This window comes from Massilia niabensis (assembly GCF_042655085.1).
Classification (GTDB): Bacteria; Pseudomonadota; Gammaproteobacteria; order Burkholderiales; family Burkholderiaceae_D; genus Telluria; species Telluria niabensis.
The window spans coordinates 565,955-582,206 of the sequence record NZ_JBHSMU010000009.1; the positions used below are offsets into that span (position 1 = coordinate 565,955).

General features: G+C 65.9%; 18 protein-coding genes. 14 read left to right on the forward strand and 4 right to left on the reverse strand.

Going from position 1 to position 16,252, the window contains the following annotated elements:
- Positions 1 to 3: 3 nt before the first annotated feature.
- The 4 genes from ACFPN5_RS10690 to ACFPN5_RS10705 all read right to left on the reverse strand — a co-directional run bounded on the left by ACFPN5_RS10690 (position 4) and on the right by ACFPN5_RS10705 (position 1,974).
- Positions 4 to 456, reverse strand: coding sequence for an SH3 domain-containing protein (locus ACFPN5_RS10690; protein WP_379782962.1), 453 nt, complete (start codon positions 454 to 456; stop codon positions 4 to 6).
- A gap of 129 nt (positions 457 to 585) precedes the next feature.
- Positions 586 to 1,047 carry a protein-export chaperone SecB gene (secB, locus tag ACFPN5_RS10695; RefSeq protein ID WP_056342613.1) on the reverse strand — a complete coding sequence of 154 codons (462 nt, stop codon included), beginning with the start codon at positions 1,045 to 1,047 and terminating at the stop codon, positions 586 to 588.
- Between the two features lie 239 nt (positions 1,048 to 1,286).
- Complete coding sequence (gene grxC / locus ACFPN5_RS10700) at positions 1,287 to 1,550, reverse strand: glutaredoxin 3 (RefSeq protein ID WP_379782964.1); 264 nt, start codon at positions 1,548 to 1,550, stop codon at positions 1,287 to 1,289.
- Between the two features lie 22 nt (positions 1,551 to 1,572).
- On the reverse strand, positions 1,573 to 1,974 hold the full coding sequence (locus tag ACFPN5_RS10705) for a rhodanese-like domain-containing protein (RefSeq protein ID WP_379782966.1): 402 nt from the start codon (positions 1,972 to 1,974) through the stop codon (positions 1,573 to 1,575).
- A gap of 150 nt (positions 1,975 to 2,124) precedes the next feature.
- Between ACFPN5_RS10705 and gpmA the strand changes: the two genes are divergently transcribed.
- The 14 genes from gpmA (at position 2,125) to gspE (ending at position 16,235) form a co-directional block, all read left to right on the forward strand.
- Positions 2,125 to 2,871: a 2,3-diphosphoglycerate-dependent phosphoglycerate mutase gene (gene gpmA / locus ACFPN5_RS10710; RefSeq protein ID WP_379782968.1), complete on the forward strand. Its 747-nt coding sequence runs from the start codon at positions 2,125 to 2,127 to the stop codon at positions 2,869 to 2,871.
- A 3-nt stretch (positions 2,872 to 2,874) separates the two neighbouring features.
- Positions 2,875 to 4,308, forward strand: a complete 1,434-nt coding sequence (locus ACFPN5_RS10715; protein ID WP_379782970.1) for a murein hydrolase activator EnvC family protein — start codon at positions 2,875 to 2,877, stop codon at positions 4,306 to 4,308.
- 19 nt (positions 4,309 to 4,327) lie between these two features.
- Positions 4,328 to 5,824, forward strand: a complete 1,497-nt coding sequence (locus tag ACFPN5_RS10720) for a S41 family peptidase (protein WP_379782972.1) — start codon at positions 4,328 to 4,330, stop codon at positions 5,822 to 5,824.
- Positions 5,825 to 5,952: 128 nt separating this feature from the next.
- Entirely contained in the window at positions 5,953 to 6,723 is a 771-nt protein-coding gene (locus tag ACFPN5_RS10725) for a HesA/MoeB/ThiF family protein (RefSeq protein WP_379782974.1), read from the forward strand.
- 111 nt (positions 6,724 to 6,834) lie between these two features.
- Positions 6,835 to 7,287: a type II secretion system major pseudopilin GspG gene (gene gspG, locus ACFPN5_RS10730; protein WP_379782976.1), complete on the forward strand. Its 453-nt coding sequence runs from the start codon at positions 6,835 to 6,837 to the stop codon at positions 7,285 to 7,287.
- 9 nt (positions 7,288 to 7,296) lie between these two features.
- Positions 7,297 to 7,791 (forward strand): GspH/FimT family pseudopilin, encoded by a 495-nt coding sequence (locus ACFPN5_RS10735; RefSeq protein ID WP_379782978.1) that lies wholly within the window; start codon positions 7,297 to 7,299, stop codon positions 7,789 to 7,791.
- A complete protein-coding gene (gene gspI, locus ACFPN5_RS10740; RefSeq protein WP_379782980.1) occupies positions 7,792 to 8,169 on the forward strand; it encodes a type II secretion system minor pseudopilin GspI in 378 nt (125 codons plus the stop codon).
- Positions 8,166 to 8,798: a PulJ/GspJ family protein gene (locus tag ACFPN5_RS10745; protein WP_379782982.1), complete on the forward strand. Its 633-nt coding sequence runs from the start codon at positions 8,166 to 8,168 to the stop codon at positions 8,796 to 8,798. Before gspI ends, ACFPN5_RS10745 begins: the two co-directional genes overlap by 4 nt.
- Complete coding sequence (gene gspK, locus ACFPN5_RS10750) at positions 8,798 to 9,934, forward strand: type II secretion system minor pseudopilin GspK (RefSeq protein WP_379782984.1); 1,137 nt, start codon at positions 8,798 to 8,800, stop codon at positions 9,932 to 9,934. The genes ACFPN5_RS10745 and gspK overlap by 1 nt, the downstream gene beginning before the upstream one ends.
- Before the next feature lie 16 nt (positions 9,935 to 9,950).
- On the forward strand, positions 9,951 to 11,159 hold the full coding sequence (gspL, locus tag ACFPN5_RS10755) for a type II secretion system protein GspL (RefSeq protein ID WP_379782986.1): 1,209 nt from the start codon (positions 9,951 to 9,953) through the stop codon (positions 11,157 to 11,159).
- Positions 11,156 to 11,677, forward strand: coding sequence for a type II secretion system protein GspM (gspM, locus tag ACFPN5_RS10760; protein ID WP_379782988.1), 522 nt, complete (start codon positions 11,156 to 11,158; stop codon positions 11,675 to 11,677). The genes gspL and gspM overlap by 4 nt, the downstream gene beginning before the upstream one ends.
- The gene (locus tag ACFPN5_RS10765) at positions 11,674 to 12,447 is read left to right on the forward strand and encodes a type II secretion system protein N (RefSeq protein ID WP_379782990.1); all 774 of its coding nucleotides are present in this window, start codon (positions 11,674 to 11,676) and stop codon (positions 12,445 to 12,447) included. The genes gspM and ACFPN5_RS10765 overlap by 4 nt, the downstream gene beginning before the upstream one ends.
- Positions 12,447 to 14,807, forward strand: a complete 2,361-nt coding sequence (gspD, locus tag ACFPN5_RS10770) for a type II secretion system secretin GspD (RefSeq protein WP_379782992.1) — start codon at positions 12,447 to 12,449, stop codon at positions 14,805 to 14,807. Before ACFPN5_RS10765 ends, gspD begins: the two co-directional genes overlap by 1 nt.
- Before the next feature lie 6 nt (positions 14,808 to 14,813).
- Positions 14,814 to 16,235 carry a type II secretion system ATPase GspE gene (gene gspE, locus ACFPN5_RS10775; RefSeq protein ID WP_379782994.1) on the forward strand — a complete coding sequence of 474 codons (1,422 nt, stop codon included), beginning with the start codon at positions 14,814 to 14,816 and terminating at the stop codon, positions 16,233 to 16,235.
- The last annotated feature ends 17 nt before the right edge of the window (positions 16,236 to 16,252 follow it).

A 16,252-nucleotide genomic window follows, 5' to 3' on the forward strand; every position in this document is an offset into this window, starting at 1 on the left:
GATTCAGATGCCCCAGACTTCAACGGCGCGGACAAAACCGCCAATGCCGTCCTGGTGCCGGACGCGTACCCAGTCGCCCGCCTGCGGATCGACCAGCTCGAGCAGCACGCCCTTGTCGGCGGTCATCAGGATGGCGGCGGTGTCGTCGGCGGCCGCGCGTACCCGCGCCTGTACCGCCCTGACCACGACGGTGCGGCGCGCGGACAGTCCCTTCGCTTCGGTCCAGGCCATGTCGCCGTCGATGTCGCGTACCTTGACCCAGGCGCCATAGCGGGCCAGGATCTCGACCGGCATGCCGGGCGGCGCCACATGGCGCTTGCCGCTCTTGCTGGACGGGGCATCGTACAGCACCACCGAGGCGGATCCGACCGAGCGGAAATCGGCGGCGCGGACAGGGCCGCATGCCAGCACCAGCAGCACGGCCGCAAACAGGCAGAAGGAGTGAAATCGGGTCATGGCGAGCCTTCCGGATTCGGTAGAACCAGACGCCAATAGGGAGGACGACAGGAGGAACAGGAAACACCAGCGCCGCGCCCCGGGGGCCAGGCGCTGGTGAAGAGCAGCATGTGCTGGACGACGCGCTGCTTAGTTTGCCGGTGCTGCGGCAGCGGCTTCAGCCATTGCCTGGCGGCGCTGCTGGTAGAACACTTCGAAGTTGATCTCGGCCAGGTGCACTGGCGGGAAGCCGGCACGGGTGATCACGTCGGCGATGTTCGCGCGCAGGTAAGGGTAAACGATGTTCGGGCAGCCGATGCCCAGCAGCGGATCCATCTGGTCAGCAGGGATGTTGCGTGCTTCGAAGATGCCGCCTTGCTTGCCTTCGACCAGGAAAGCGACCTTGTCCTTGACCTTGGCGGTCACGGTGATCGTCACGGTCGACTCGTAGATGCCGTCAGCGATTGCTTCAGCGCCGACATCCAGCGAGACTTCGATCGTCGGGGCTTCCTGCTCGAGGAAGATGGCCGGGGAATTCGGCTGTTCCAGCGACATGTCTTTCAGATAGACGCGTTGGATTTGGAATACTGGTTGCAGGTTTTCGTCGGACATGGAACGCTTTCGATGTGAAGTAGAAGGAGCGGCAATGCGCCGCCCCCGATGGGCTTGGCGACAAACGCAACGGCAATTGTATCAAAATCAATTTGGATGCAATAGCGGTTTGACCACGGCCCCTTCGCGGCAGTTCAGAAGGGGGGCAAGCCGTGCGGCTTGCCCGGGAGAGATGACTATGAATCAGGGCAACAGTCAGGCAAGAGCGCGCCCGCAGTGACGTGTGTCGACCCTGAAACTTATTCGCCCTTCAGCAGGGGATCGAGGCGGCCGGCCTGGTCGAGCGCATACAAATCGTCGAAGCCGCCGACGTGGGTGGCGCCCACATAGATCTGCGGCACGGTACGGCGGCCGGTTTTTTGCATCATGATCTGGCGCTGTTCCGGATCGAGGTCGACCCGGATGCGTTCGATGTCGGTCACGCCCTTCGCTTCGAGCAGGCGCTCGGCGCGTACGCAATATGGGCAGCTGGCGGTATGGTAGAGCACAACATGGGCAGTCATCGTTATTCCTTCCTGTCTTGATTTACTTGGTGACCGGCAAACCGGCAGCCGTCCAGGCCGTCATGCCGCCTTCCAGGCTCAGTGCGTCCTCGAAACCGGCAGCCTTGAGCTGGCGCACGGCCTTGTCGGAACGGGCGCCGGCCTGGCAAATGACGACGATGGTACGGCCTTTCGACTTTTCCAGTTCGCCGATGCGATTGCCCAAGTCTGCCAGCGGAACGTTTTTCGCGTCGCGCACATGACCAGCGGCAAATTCTTCAGCGCTGCGCACGTCGATCAGCGTGGTCTTGCCGCGGTTGATGAGCTGGGTAACCTGCAGCGGCGTCGCACGGCGGCCCTTCGGCGCGAGGGCCGGCCACAGCAGTGCACCACCGGAAACGGCAGCAAGTGCGACGAAGAGGATATTATCGAGGATGAATTTCACAAGGCTTCCAATGGTTGAACGCAATCCGCGCATTATAAAATAGAAGCCGGACAGGAATATTTTTTGGGATGTCGAGGATCCGCCACGCGCCGCGCGCGCCGGATGCTCCAGCTTCCCTCGCAGGTTTTTTTATCATTTGAAGAAGAGCTTATGTACAAAATCGTATTCATGCGCCACGGCGAATCCACCTGGAACCTGGCCAACCGCTTCACCGGCTGGGTCGACGTCGACCTGACCGAAAAAGGCGCCAACGAGGCACGTACCGCCGGCCGCGTCCTGCGCGAAGCGGGCTTTGCGTTCGACCTGGCGTACACGTCGGTCCTGAAGCGCGCGATCCGCACGCTGTGGCTGGCGCTCGACGAAATGGACCAGATGTACTTGCCGATCAAGAACGACTGGCGCCTGAACGAGCGTCACTACGGCGCCCTGCAGGGCCTGGACAAGGCCGAGACGGCCGCGAAATACGGCGACGAGCAGGTATTGGTCTGGCGCCGCAGCTACGACACGCCGCCGCCAGCGCTGGACCAATCCGACGAGCGTGCTTCGTTTAACGATCCGCGCTACGCCGGCCTGCCGAAAGCGAGCATTCCGCTGACGGAGTGCCTGAAAGACACGGTTGCGCGCGTGATGCCGGCCTGGGACGAAGAAATCGCCCCGGCCATCCGCGCCGGCAAGCAGATCCTGATCTCGGCCCACGGCAACAGCCTGCGCGCCCTGATCAAGATGCTGGACAACATCAGCGACGACGACATCGTCGGCCTGAACATTCCGAACGGCCAGCCGCTCGTGTATGAACTGGATGCAGATTTGAAGCCGATCCGTCATTACTACCTGGGCGACCAGGCAGCCATCGCGGCTGCCGTGGCGGCCGTGGCGAACCAAGGGAAGGCGAAGTAAGTCTTGCGTTTTCCAAAGAAGAAGTTGGCCAGCGGCGTATTCCTGTGCGCGCTGGCGCTGGGACTGGCTGCGCCGGTCGTTACCACGGCCGCGCCTGCCAAGCCCACCGAACGCAGCCGCCAGAAGGCGGCTGCCGAAGCCAAGCGTGCCGGCATCCAGCAAAAGCTCACGGCGCTCAAGAAAGAGATCAGCCGTACCGAGAGCGAAAAGGAAGATGTTGCCGATACGCTGGCCGAATCGGAAGAAGCCATTTCGAACGCCAACCGCGCCCTGCGCGACCTGGCCCAGGAGCAGCTCGACACCAACCTGCGCCTGCAGGACCTTGGCAGCGAGCAGGAGCGGCTCGCCCTCACAATTATTAGTCAGAAAAAACAATTGTCGGCACTGCTGCGCGAGCACTATGTGGCCGGCAACGAGGACCGGATCAAATTGCTGCTGTCGGGGGACAACCCGAACCGCATCAACCGCGACCTGCAGATGATGGCCTATGTGTCGCAGGCCCAGGCGAAATTGCTGGCCTCGCTGAACGCGAACCTGGCGCAGGTCGAGGAAAACCGCGCGAAGGTCGAGAATGCCAAGGTCGAGCTCGAGGAAATCGCCGGGGAGCAGCGCGACCAGAAGGCCGTGCTGGAAAAGGAAAAACTCCGCCGTGCAGCCCTGCTGAACGACCTGTCGAGCAAACTCGTTACCCAGCGCAAACAGGTCGACAGCCTGCAGCGCGACGAACAGCGCATGAGCGGCCTGGTCGACCAGCTGACGCGCCTGATCCGCGAGCAGGCCGAAGCCGAGCGCAAGCGCCAGGAAGCGCTGGCCGCGGCACGCGCCAAGGCGGCAGCCCAGGCGGCAGCCGAAGAAAAGGCGCGTGCACTGGCCCGCGCCGCCGCCAAAGCCGAACGCGACCGCCTGGCAAAGGAAGCGGCGAAAGCCGGCAAGCCGCCACCGAAGCCGCTGCCGGAAGAGCCGCGCGTGGCCGAGACGCCGAAACCGGCGCTTGAGGAGCGCACGCCGGACATCTCGCTGGCCCCGGCCGCGCCAAAAGGGGCCTTTGCCGCCATGCGCGGACGCTTGAGCGCCCCGGTCAGCGGCACCATCGCGGCGCGCTTCGGCGCCAAGCGCGGTGGCGATGGCCCGAGCTGGAAAGGCATGTTCATCAAGGCGCCGGAAGGCACCGAGGTGCGCGCGGTGGCAGTGGGCCGGGTAGTGCACTCGGGCTGGATGCGGGGCTTCGGCAACCTCATCATCATCGACCACGGCGGCGACTATCTTTCGATCTACGCCAACAACCAGACCTTGCTAAAACGGCTGGGGGATGCAGTGCGTGCGGGCGAACCGATTGCGAGCGCGGGCAACACCGGCGGTAACGAAGAATCGGGGCTATACTTTGAACTCAGGCATCTGGGCAAAGCCTTCGACCCGGCGAGCTGGGTAAAATTCTAGCAAGTACTGAGGGGCAGCGATGGGCAACAAAGTGAAAAGCATGGGGCTGGTCGGCCTGGGCGTGGTGGCCGGCGTGGCACTGACGGTGCAGGTGTCGGCCTGGGCGCAGAAGGGCGAAGGCAGCCCGCTGCCGCTTGACGAGCTGCGCCAGCTGGCCGATGTCTATGGCCTCATCAAAAGCGATTACGTGGTGCCGGTCGAGGACAAGAAACTCTTGTCCGAAGCCATCGGCGGCATGGTCGCCTCGCTCGACCCGCACTCGGTCTACCTCGACCAGAAGGCCTACCGCGAAATGCGCGAAAGCGTGGCCGGCAAGTTCGTCGGCGTCGGCATCGAAGTGGCCGCCGAAGACGGCTACGTGAAAATCGTGTCCCCGATCGAGGATTCGCCGGCCTACCGCGCCGGCATCAAGGCGGGCGACCTGATCACCCGGATCGACAACGTCCCCGTCAAGGGCCTGTCGCTGGACGACGCCGTCAAGAAAATGCGGGGCAAGCCTGGCAGCAAGGTCACGCTTACCATTGCCCGCCGCGGCGAGGACCGCCCCTGGGTGGTGCCCGTCATGCGCGAGGAAATCCGCGTGCTGAGCGTCAAGGCCAAGATGGTCGAGCCCGGTTACGCCTGGGTGCGCATCAGCCAGTTCCAGGAGGCCACTCTGGAGGAGCTGGCGACCAAGACCGCCGCCCTGTATGCGGACAACCCGGACATCAAGGGCCTCGTGCTCGACCTGCGCAACGACCCCGGCGGCCTGCTGCCGGGCGCCGTCGGCGTCTCGACTGCCTTCCTGCCGAAGGAAGAGCTGATCGTCTCGACCAAGGGCCAGTTGCCCGACTCGAACCAGAGCTATTACGGCCGCCGCGAATTCTATGCCCCGCGCGGCGCCGATCCGCTGGCGAAATTGCCGGCTGCCGTGAAAACCGTGCCGATGGTGGTGCTGGTCAACGGCGGCTCGGCTTCGGCCTCGGAAATCGTGGCCGGCGCCTTGCAGGACTACAAGCGGGCGATCGTGATGGGCAGCCAGACTTTCGGCAAGGGCTCGGTGCAGACGCTGCGTCCGTTGTCGGCAGATACCGCGATCAAACTGACCACGGCGCGCTACTACACGCCAAAGGGCCGGCCGATCCAGGCCAGCGGCATCAAACCCGACATGCTGGTCGACGAAACGCTCGAAGGCGACGGCCTGAACGCGCTGCGCGTGCGCGAAGTCGACCTGCAGCGCCACCTCACCAGCGAAGGCGACAAGGCCGGCGACAAGGCGGGCGCGGCAGCGAAGGAGGCACGCGACAGCGCCGAGCAGCGCCAGCGCGCGCTGGCCCTGCTGAAGAACCGCCAGCCGCTTGAACTGGGCGGCAAGGACGATTTTCAACTGGCCCAGGCGCTGAACCATTTCAAGGGCCTGCCGGTCAAACTGGCCAAGCCGGAAGCGGTCGAGGCCAAGGCCGAGGCCGAAGCCCCGCCGAAAGAGTTGCCCGGCGCCGAGACGAAACCGCCTGAACTGAAGGGTTCGAAGAAGTAAACCTGACCTCGTTGAATGATCGATTGCGGTCCTGTTGCCGTCGACGGCGACTGTAGGGTGGGCGCGGCCGGCGTAGGCACTCCGTGCCCACCCTACAGGTACGCTCCTTCACTGAGTCTCCGCCTCCCATGAACGACAACCAGCTCCTGCGCTACTCGCGCCACATCCTGCTCGACGAGATCGGCATCGAAGGCCAGGCGCGCCTGTTCGACGCGCACGCGCTGATCATCGGCGCCGGCGGGCTCGGTTCGCCGGCGGCGCTGTACCTGGCGGCAAGCGGCGTCGGCCACATTACCCTGGTCGACGACGACGAGGTCGATCTGACCAACCTGCAGCGCCAGGTCATGCACACAACCGCACGCATCGGCATGGCGAAGGTGGAGTCCGGCAGGGCGGCGCTGGCGGCGATCAATCCGGACGTCACGGTCACCTGCCTGCGCGAACGCGCCGGCCCCGTGCGCCTGCTCGAGCTCGTACGGGGCGCCTCGGTTGTGCTCGACTGCAGCGACAACTTCGCCACCCGCCACGCCCTGAACCGCGCCTGCGTGGCGGCCGGGGTGCCGCTGGTAGCGGGCGCCGCGATCCGCTTCGACGGCCAGCTGTCGGTGTTCGACAGCCGCCGCCCGGATTGCCCGTGCTACGCCTGCCTGTTTCCCGAGGACAGCGGTTTCGAGGATGCGGCCTGCAGCACAATGGGCGTGTTCGCGCCCCTGGTCGGGATCGTCGGCGCGGCCCAGGCCGCCGAGGCGCTGAAGGTGCTATTGAACGTGGGCGAGCCGCTGCGGGGGCGCCTGCTGCTGCTCGACGGCCGCGCCATGGAATGGACGGGCGTCAAGGTGGCGCGCAATCCGGCCTGCCCGGTCTGCGCCGCCCAACCCACCGCCCCCCCGCACGGTTGAACTGCGGCACCTTTTGTCTCTGCCTTACAATGTTGCACCCACCGGTGGCTGCTACCGCCATTCGGCCTTATACTAAGTTGATTCTTCCGACCCACCTTTCCAAGATTGACTATGCAGATCGTTTCGCACCGTGCAGTTGGCCGGCGTTTCGCGCGCGGCTTCACCCTCGTTGAAATCATGGTTGTTGTCGTCATCATCGGCATCCTGGGCGCCCTGGTCGTGCCTAAATTACTCGGCCGTACCGGCGAGTCGCGCGTCGTTGCGGCCAAGACCGACATCGCCACCCTGATGCAGGCCCTCAAACTCTACAAGCTGGACAACCAGCGCTATCCGACCACGGAGCAGGGCCTGCAGTCGCTGACGACCAAGCCCACTTCCGGCCCGTCGGCGAACGGCTGGAAAGAAGGCGGCTACGTCGAAAAGCTGCCGAAGGATCCATGGGGTAATTCCTACCAGTACCTGTCGCCCGGCATCCACGGCGAGATCGATGTCTTCTCGTTCGGCGCGGACGGCCAGGCCGGCGGCGAGGGCGAAGACGCCGACGTCGGTTCCTGGCAGGGATAACAGCACATCATGGCTGGCGTCGCGCCGGCGCGCAGGGCTGCCGGTTTTACCCTGGTGGAAATCCTGATCGTGATGACCATCATCGGCATCACGCTGGGGATGGTGTCGCTCAACGCCATTCCCAGCCCGCGCCAGGACCTTGAGAACGAAGCGAAGCGCCTGACGCTCCTATTGCAGCTGGCGCGCGACGAAGCCATCGTGCGCAACCGGCAAGTCGCCTTCGAGGCCACACCCGAGCGCTACCGTTTCCTGGTGCGCACCGAGGAGGGCTGGGTGCCGGTGACCAAGGACGACCTGCTGCGCGAGCGGCCATTTCGCAATGCGCCGATCCGCCTGCTGCTCGACCCGCCGCCACCGATTGCCAACGAATCGATGCGCGTGACTTTCGGGCGCGAGCCGGTTGACAAGCCTTTCGTGCTGACACTTGCCAGTGGCGAGCACAGCGTGGCGATCCGCGCCGATGGCGTCGGCCATTTCACGGTCATCGAACCGGGCGAACAATAAATGCGTCGAAGAATTCCTTCCCGCGGCTTTACCCTGCTCGAGGTGCTGGTGGCGCTCGTCATCGTTGGCACCGCACTCGCCGCCGGCCTGCGCGCGGTCGGCAGCCTGGCCTCGAACAGCGCCGGCCTGCGCGCTTCGATGATGGCGACCTGGTCGGCCGAGAACCGCCTCGTGCAGATTCGCCTGGGCAGGGAATTTCCGGAAGTGGGCAAGCGCAGCTACGCCTGCGGCCAGGGCGACCTGCGCCTGATGTGCCAGGAAGAGGTGCTGGTCAGCCCGAATCCGCAACTGCGCCGGGTCGAAGTGTCCGTGTACGACATGGACAACCCGAACCGCCGCATCCTCAAATTGATCCAACTCGTGCTGAGGCCGCGATGAGCACGCTGCGCAGCTTTGCCCCGCGCCTGGCCCCCGGCTTTACGCTTGTAGAGTTGCTAGTGGCGATCGCCATCCTGGCCATGGTCGCCGTGCTCGGCTGGCGCGGCCTCGACGGCATCGTCCGTGCCCGCGTCGCCCTGACCGAGCAGATGGAAATGACGCGCGGCCTGCAACTGGCCTTTGCCCAGATGCAGGCCGATTGCGAGCACGCGGCCGACACCACGCTGCTGGGGCGCCGCCCCTACCTGCACCAGGAAGACAACCGCCTGACGCTGATCCGCACCGTGTTCAACGAAAACGAGCCGGCACGGCTGCAGGTGGTGGCCTACCGGCTGGTGAACGGCAACCTGCTGCGGCGCGAGTCGATCGCCACCCGCGACCTGCTCGAGCTCGACGCCCTGTGGCAGGCCTCGGTGAGCGACACCGACAGCACGCCGCCAGTGCGCCTGCATGGCGGCGTCGATTCGATGGGCGTGCTGGTATGGCAGGACGGCGCCTGGCGCAAGCAGCCGGCGCCCGTGCCGCAAGGCGCGGTCGCCACGGCCGGCATCGCCGGGGTGCAGGTGGTGCTGGCCACGCGCGGCTATCCGCAGCCCTTGACGAAATCCTTCCTGTTGGGGAGCATCTGATGCGCCCGGCCATGCGCATCGTGCGCTCCTGGCGCCAGCGCGGCGTTGCCGTGATCACCGCCTTGCTCCTGACCACGCTCGCGATCACGATCGTCGCCAGCCTGTTCTGGCAGCAACAGGTCGAGGTGCGCTCGATGGAAAACCAGCGCCTGAACCTGCAGACGCGCTGGATCCTGCGCGGCGCCCTCGACTGGGCCACCCTGGTACTGCGCCAGGACGCCTACACCAACAAATACACCGCCCTGACCCAGGTCTGGGCCACGCCCCTGGCCGAAACCCGGCTCGACCAGTACATCGAACGCGAGCGCGTCGAAGGCGAAGTGTTCGACGCCAGCCTGTCGGGCGACATCATGGACGCCACCTCGCGCTACAATCTGCGGAACTTGGAAAATGGAAACAGGATCGACAAGGCACAGCTGGAGATTTTCCAGCGCCTGCTGACCAACCTGCGCCTCAATCCGGCGCTGGCGCGCACCACGGCGAACCTGGTGGCGGCCAGCCAGCCGGTGATCATGCCAGAAGGTGTCGATCCGTACACGAACGAGGAGGTCGGTGGCCAGGAGCGCGACCCGACCGCAGGCGGCAATCCGGGAGGCGAGGGCGCCGGGGGCGCGGGCGGTGGCGGCCTGGGCGCCGGCCGCGATAGCGACAATACCGGCGCCGAGGCGACCGCGCAGAATACGCTGCCGGTGTCGCGCGAAGGCATCGGCACGCCGATCAAGTTCATGGAAGTCGATGATTTGCTGGCAGTAAAAGGTATTACGCCGGAAATGCTGGAGCGGCTGCGTCCCTTCGTGGTCGTGCTTCCCCAGCGCACGCCAGTGAATGTGAACACGGCCACGCCCGAAGTGCTGGCGGCCGTGATCCCGAACTTTTCGCTGTCCGAAGCCAATGCACTGCTCGCCCGGCGGCGTAATGTTCCCTGGAGCGAGATCGGCATGTTCACTGCCGAGCTCGGCGCCAACCGCACGGTGGTGCCTGACTCCTTGAGCGTGCAGAGCAGCTGGTTCATCGTCAACAGCCGGATCCGGCTCGAGCGCGCGGCATTGAACGCGCAATCCCTGATCCAGCGCGAAGACAACACGCTCGGCGGGGGCATCGGCAGCGTCAAGGTTGTGTGGGTTCGTCAAAATTAAAAGAAAGCGAGACGGTTTGGCTACACTTTATATCCGGCATCCGGCGCGCGCAGAAGGCGAAGGCGCGCCTTGCCGTTATGCCCTCGTCGGCGACGGCGGCAAGATCGAACAAGAGGGCGAAGGCGCCTTGCGCAGCCTGACCGACATCGTCGCTGCCAGCCGCCGCGTCGTGCTGCTGCTGGCCGGCACCGACGTCAACCTGCTGTCCCTGCAGGTGCCGCCGCTGTCCGGCCCGCGCCTGCGCGCGGCACTCCCTGGCTTGGTCGAAGAACACATCCTGGGCGACCCGCTCGACTGCGTGCTGGTCGCAGCGCCCGCCAGCGCCGCCGGCACCCGCCCGGTGGCGGTGGTGGCGCGCGACTGGCTCGAACCCATGGTGCGCACGCTGCTGGCGCAAGGCGCGCGCGCGGTCTCCGCGCTGCCGGCGCAACTCTGCCTGCCCCTGGCGCCGGGGGGCGTGAGCGCCGCCATCAGCGACGGCGAGCTGCTGCTGCGCCAGGGCCAGTACGAGGGCCTTGGTATTGCGCTCGAGGCCAATCCGGCGGTCGCGCTGCAGACCGCGCGCGCGCTAGCCGGCGACGCGCCCCTGACACTGTACGTGCCGCGCGAGCAGCTTGGCGAATACGGCGTGCTGCTGGCCGAAGCCGGTCCCGGCACGGTGCTCGAGGCCGACGACTGGGCGCACTGGATCGCCGGCGCGCGCGGTGTTGCCTTTGACCTGGTGCCGGGCCTGGGCGCGGCCGGCGCGCGCCAGCGCGACTGGCGCCTCTGGCGCGTGCCGATCGCCCTGGCCTTCCTCGGCGTGGTGGTCAACCTGGCAGGCATCAACATCGAATGGCTGCGCCTGCGCGGCGAAGCAGCTGCCGTGCGCCAGCAGATGGCGCAAACCTTCCAGTCGGTGTATCCGAACCAGCCGATGGTCGATCCGGTCGCCCAGATGCGCCAGGCCATCGCCCGGGCCCAGGCCAGTACCGGCCAGGTCGGCCCCGACGAATTCATTTATCTGGCCGGCGCCCTGGGGGATGCAACACGCGAACTGCCGAGCCCACCCGGCATTACGTCAATTGAATACAAGGAACGCACTCTGCGGGTAGCGGTCAAACCGGAAACGGTCGACCCGAACGCGCTGCGCCAGCTGCAGACGGCCCTGTCCGCACGCGGCCTCACTCTGGACGCATCCGCGCCCGCCAGCTGGGTGGTGCGCAGTACGGGAGCCAAGTCATGAATTTGGGTAACACTGTCGGCCGGGCGCGTGAGCGCGCCGCCACTTACTGGATCGCGCGCACCGAGCAGGAACGCCGCTACCTCGCTGCCGGTTTCACCGTCGTCACCCTGGCGCTGGTGTATATGAGCCTGATCGAACCGGCCATCGAAGGCCGTGCCCAGCTGCAGCGCTCGCTGCCCGAACTGCGACAGCAGGCGGCGCAACTGACCAGCATGGCCGGCCAGGCGCGTGCACTCGCCGCCCAGCCGGCGGTGCCGGTCACGCCCATGACGCGCGAGACCCTGCTGGCCAGCCTGACGGCGCGCGGCATCACGCCCGGTTCGCTCACGCTGACCGGCGAATTCGCGCGCCTTCAGGTCACCGGCGTATCGTTCGCCAACCTGGTCGCCTGGCTCGATGCACAGCGCCGCGAAAACCGCATTGCCGTGCAGGAAGGCACGTTCAGCGCGCAAGACCCGGTTGGCAACGTCGACGCCAACCTGACCTTGCGCCAGGACACGGGCACCGGCGCCCGATGAAGCGAACATTGGGTTGGCTGGTTGTGCTCGTGCTGGCGGTCGCGCTGACGGTGCTCGTTTGCCTGCCGGCAAGTTGGCTCGGTACGATCGTGGAGCGCCAGACCGGCGGTCGTTTGACTCTCGGGGATGCGCAAGGTACGCTCTGGAGCGGCTCAGCCTTCGTGGGCGGCGCGGCGGGCGAGGGCGGGTCGGTCACGCCACTGTTGCCGGGACGCTTCACCTGGCGGCTGTCGCCCCTGGTCCTGTTCGGGCGCGTGCACATGGACCTTGAAAATGCCCAGGCGCTGGCAGGCCCGGTACGGATCGAGGGCAGCTGGTCGCAATGGCAGGTGAGCGAAGGCCAGTTGCTGTTGCCGGCTGAAGGCCTGGCCGGACTGGGCGCGCCGCTCAATACGCTGATGCCTTCGGGTGTCATCCGCCTGTCGTGGAACCGGCTCGACCTGGTGCGCCAGCCGGGCAGCATCTCGGTAACCGGACGCACAATCCTGTCGATGAACGACATGGGTTCGCGCATGTCGCCGGTCCGGCCGCTGGGCAGCTACGAAATGGCGATGGACTGGCGTGGCGCCCAGGCCGACCTGGTGTTGCGCACGGTGCGCGGCGCCTTGCTGTTGTCGGGAAATGGAACGTTGCAGAACGGGCGCCTGCGCTTCTCCGGGCAAGCGTCGGCTGCAGAAGGATATGAAGAGACCCTGGGCAATATGCTGAACCTGCTGGGACAGCGCCGCATGGTGAACGGTAAAAACATAATCGCATTAGAGTTTAGATAATGAAAACATCCTTCCGTAGCACCCCCCGTAGCACTTCCCGATTCCCGACGCTACGGCGTGTCGCCGCCGGCGCCCTGCTGTGCTGCGCGGCCACCACGGCGCTGCCCCCGGCCCTGGCCCAGGGACAGGAAAACGCCGCCGCCCTCAGCTTCGTGAATGCCGACATCGAGTCCGTCATCAAGGCAGTCGGCCACTACACCGGGATGACCTTCATCGTCGACCCGCGCGTGAAAGGCACGATCACCCTGCAATCGGAAAAATCCCTGACCAAGAGCCAGGCCTTTGGCCTGCTCACGTCCGCGCTGCGGCTGCAGGGCTTTGCCGTGGTCACCACCGGCGAAGGCTATGCCAAAGTGGTGCCGGAAGCCGAAGCCAAGCTGCAATCCTCGCCAACCCAGGTCGGAAAGCGCGGTACGCGCGTCCAGGGCGACCAGATCGCCACGCAAATCTTCCACCTGTCGTACGAATCGGCCGCGAACCTCACCGCCGTGCTGCGGCCGCTGATTTCGCCGAACAATTCCATCATGGCCAATCCGGGCAACAACAGCCTGGTGATCACCGACTACGCCGACAACCTGCGCCGCCTGTCGCGCATCATCGCCGCACTCGACGCGCCGGTGGCGGCCGACCTCGACGTCGTGCCGATCCGCAACGGCATCGCCAGCGACATCGCGACCCTGGTCTCGCGCCTGATGGAGCCGGCCGCCGGCGGCGACTCGGGCCGCGTCACGGTGCTGGCCGATTCGCGCACCAATTCGGTGATCGTGCGCGCGCCTTCGCAGGCACGAGCCAACCTCGCCAAGTCGCTCATCGCCAAACTCGACCAGGCAACGACCGAGCGCGGCAACATCCACGTCGTCTACCTGAAGAACGCCGATGCCAGCCGCGTCGCCCAGACCCTGCGCGCAGTGGTCTCGCAGGACGCCTCGGCAGTGCCGGTGCAGCAGCAGGGCACCTCGGGCGGCTCGATCCAGGCCGGCGCCCAGGGCGGTACCGGCGGTGCAGGCGGCCTCGGCGGCCAGCAGGGCCAGCAGAGCAGCATCGGCATGGGCGGCACCGGCAACACCTTCGGCCAGCAAAGCCAGGCGACCGGCGGTGCAGGCGGCGCCGGTGGTGGCCAGGGTTCCGGCTTTATCCAGGCCGACGCCTCCACCAACAGCCTGATCATCACCGCGCCGGACGCGGTCTACCGCAACCTGCGCGGCGTCATTGACCAGCTCGACGTGCGCCGCGCCCAGGTCTATATCGAGGCGCTGGTGGTCGAGATGAATTCGCAGAAAGCGTCGGAATTCGGCGTTCAGTGGCTGGGCCTGTCGGGAACCGACAACAGCAAGTACCGCGTCGGCGGCCTGCAGTCGTTCAGCTCCGGCAATGCCAACAACATCGTCAACCTGGCGGCTGCCGCGCGCGCCGGCTTCGGCACGGGCACGACCGCGCCGCCGTCGCTACCTGGTTTCACGCTTGGCGTGTTCAAGGCGGTCAATGGCGAGCTGGGCCTCGGTGCGGTGGCCAGCGCCCTTGAAAACGAGGGCGCCGCCAACATCTTGTCGACACCGAACATGATCACCCTCGACAACGAACTGGCGACGATCAAGGTTGGCCAGAACATCCCGATCATCACGGGTTCGTTTACGACCGGCACCAGCGGCGCAAACAATCCGTTCCAGACCGTGGACCGCAAGGACATCGGCCTGTTGATGAAGGTGCGCCCGCAGATTTCCGAGGGTGGCGTGATCAAGCTGTCGATTTACCACGAGAATTCGGGGATCGACAATTCCGTGATCCGGGACGAAGGCATCGTGACCACTGTGCGCGCGATCGAAAGCAATATCCTGGCCGACGATGGCCAGATCATCGTCCTCGGCGGCCTGATCCAGGACAACGAAGACCACGGCGAGGAAAAAGTGCGCGGCCTGGGCGACATCCCGATTGTCGGCAACCTGTTCAAATACCGTACCCGCACCCGCAACAAGACCAACCTGATGGTGTTCCTGCGCCCGGTCGTGGTGCGCAGCAAGGAACAGAACAACAGCATTTCGCTCGACCGCTACGAATACATGCGCGCCCTGGGCGCGACGACGCGCCCTGTGGATGACACCATCCTGATGGGCAATATCGGTGCGCCGGAACTACCGCCATTGACCAATGGCCAGCCGCCCCCGGGCGGTACCCTGGGCACCATGCCGCCGCCGGCGCCGCCGACCGCGCGCCCCGGGGCTGCTACCGGCCCTGCATCCGGTCCCGGCGCTGCAAACGGACGCAGCCCGGCCCAGGTCGTGCCGCGCAGCCCTGCCCAGGTGTCGCCAATGTCACCCCAGGTGCCTGAATACCGCCCGGTGACGCCACCGAACCGGAAGTGATGAACCATGACTAATTTGTTGCCTTATGCCTTCGCCCGCGACCACGGGGTGCTGGCGCGCAGCGGCGACGACCCGGGCCAGAGCGTCGAGGTGCTCGTCTCGGGCGCCACGCCGCCGGCCGCCATTGCCGAGGTGTCGCGCCGCTTCGGCCGCATCCTCCTGCGCCGCCTCGACCGCGGCGAACTCGACGACGCCATTGCCGCCGCCTACGCATCGGCCGGCGGCGACGCCAACCAGGTCGCCGACGAATTCGACGCCGACCTCGACCTGACGCGCCTGCTGCAGGACGTGCCGGCCATCGAAGACCTGCTCGAATCCTCCGACGACGCGCCGGTGATCCGCATGATCAATGCGCTGCTGACGCAGTCGCTGCGCGAAGGGGCGTCCGACATCCACATCGAACCTTTCGAGCAGACGTCGGTCGTACGTTTTCGCATCGACGGCACGCTGCGCGACATCGTGCGTCCACGCAAGGGCATCCACGCCTCGCTCATTTCGCGTATCAAGATCATGTCGCAGCTCGACATTGCTGAAAAACGCCTGCCGCAGGATGGCCGCATCACGCTGCGCATCGGCGGCAAGCCGGTCGACGTGCGCGTCTCGACCTTGCCGACCGGCCATGGCGAACGCGCCGTGCTGCGTCTGCTCGACAAGGAAGCGGGGCGCCTCGACCTGTCGCACCTCGGCATGAGCCCGGACCTGCTGCCGCAGTTCGACAAACTCATCAACCAGCCGCACGGCATCGTGCTCGTGACGGGCCCGACCGGTTCCGGCAAGACCACGACCCTGTATGCCGCGCTGTCGCGCCTGAACGCCTCGACCACCAACATCATGACGGTGGAAGACCCGATCGAGTACGACCTGAACGGCGTCGGCCAGACCCAGGTCAATGCCCGCATCGACATGACGTTTGCGAAAGCCCTGCGCGCGATCCTGCGCCAAGACCCGGACGTGATCATGATCGGCGAGATCCGCGACCTGGAAACGGCGCAGATTGCGGTCCAGGCTTCGCTCACCGGCCACCTGGTGCTGGCCACCCTGCACACCAATGACGCCGCCGCCGCCGTGACGCGCTTGCTGGACATGGGCATCGAACCGTTCCTGCTGTCCTCCTCCCTGCTGGGCGTGATGGCGCAGCGCCTCGTGCGCAAACTCTGCCCGCACTGCAAGAAGAGCGACGGCACGGTCTGGCATGCGGTGGGCTGCGAGCGCTGCGGCCACACCGGCTACCAGGGCCGGGTCGGCGTCTACGAGTTGCTGGAAACGAACGAGGGCATCCGCGCCCAGATCCACAACCAAGCGTCGGAAGCGGACATCCGCGTCGCGGCCCAGCACAGCGGCATGCGCACGATGCGCGAAGACGGCGAACGCTGGCTGCGCGAAGGTATCACCACGCAGGCCGAGTTGCTGCGCGTGACGAAGGATTGACGCATGAGCATCAACTC

Excerpts from the sequence above, each read along its gene's own strand:
- ACFPN5_RS10690 (WP_379782962.1), bottom strand. The coding sequence starts at position 456 with ATGACCCGATTTCACTCCTTCTGCCTGTTTGCGGCCGTGCTGCTGGTG.
- secB (WP_056342613.1), bottom strand. The coding sequence starts at position 1,047 with ATGTCCGACGAAAACCTGCAACCAGTATTCCAAATCCAACGCGTCTAT.
- grxC (WP_379782964.1), bottom strand. The coding sequence starts at position 1,550 with ATGACTGCCCATGTTGTGCTCTACCATACCGCCAGCTGCCCATATTGC.
- gpmA (WP_379782968.1), top strand. The coding sequence starts at position 2,125 with ATGTACAAAATCGTATTCATGCGCCACGGCGAATCCACCTGGAACCTG.
- ACFPN5_RS10720 (WP_379782972.1), top strand. The coding sequence starts at position 4,328 with ATGGGCAACAAAGTGAAAAGCATGGGGCTGGTCGGCCTGGGCGTGGTG.
- ACFPN5_RS10725 (WP_379782974.1), top strand. The coding sequence starts at position 5,953 with ATGAACGACAACCAGCTCCTGCGCTACTCGCGCCACATCCTGCTCGAC.
- gspG (WP_379782976.1), top strand. The coding sequence starts at position 6,835 with ATGCAGATCGTTTCGCACCGTGCAGTTGGCCGGCGTTTCGCGCGCGGC.
- ACFPN5_RS10735 (WP_379782978.1), top strand. The coding sequence starts at position 7,297 with ATGGCTGGCGTCGCGCCGGCGCGCAGGGCTGCCGGTTTTACCCTGGTG.
- gspI (WP_379782980.1), top strand. The coding sequence starts at position 7,792 with ATGCGTCGAAGAATTCCTTCCCGCGGCTTTACCCTGCTCGAGGTGCTG.
- ACFPN5_RS10745 (WP_379782982.1), top strand. The coding sequence starts at position 8,166 with ATGAGCACGCTGCGCAGCTTTGCCCCGCGCCTGGCCCCCGGCTTTACG.
- gspK (WP_379782984.1), top strand. The coding sequence starts at position 8,798 with ATGCGCCCGGCCATGCGCATCGTGCGCTCCTGGCGCCAGCGCGGCGTT.
- gspM (WP_379782988.1), top strand. The coding sequence starts at position 11,156 with ATGAATTTGGGTAACACTGTCGGCCGGGCGCGTGAGCGCGCCGCCACT.
- ACFPN5_RS10765 (WP_379782990.1), top strand. The coding sequence starts at position 11,674 with ATGAAGCGAACATTGGGTTGGCTGGTTGTGCTCGTGCTGGCGGTCGCG.
- gspD (WP_379782992.1), top strand. The coding sequence starts at position 12,447 with ATGAAAACATCCTTCCGTAGCACCCCCCGTAGCACTTCCCGATTCCCG.
- gspE (WP_379782994.1), top strand. The coding sequence starts at position 14,814 with ATGACTAATTTGTTGCCTTATGCCTTCGCCCGCGACCACGGGGTGCTG.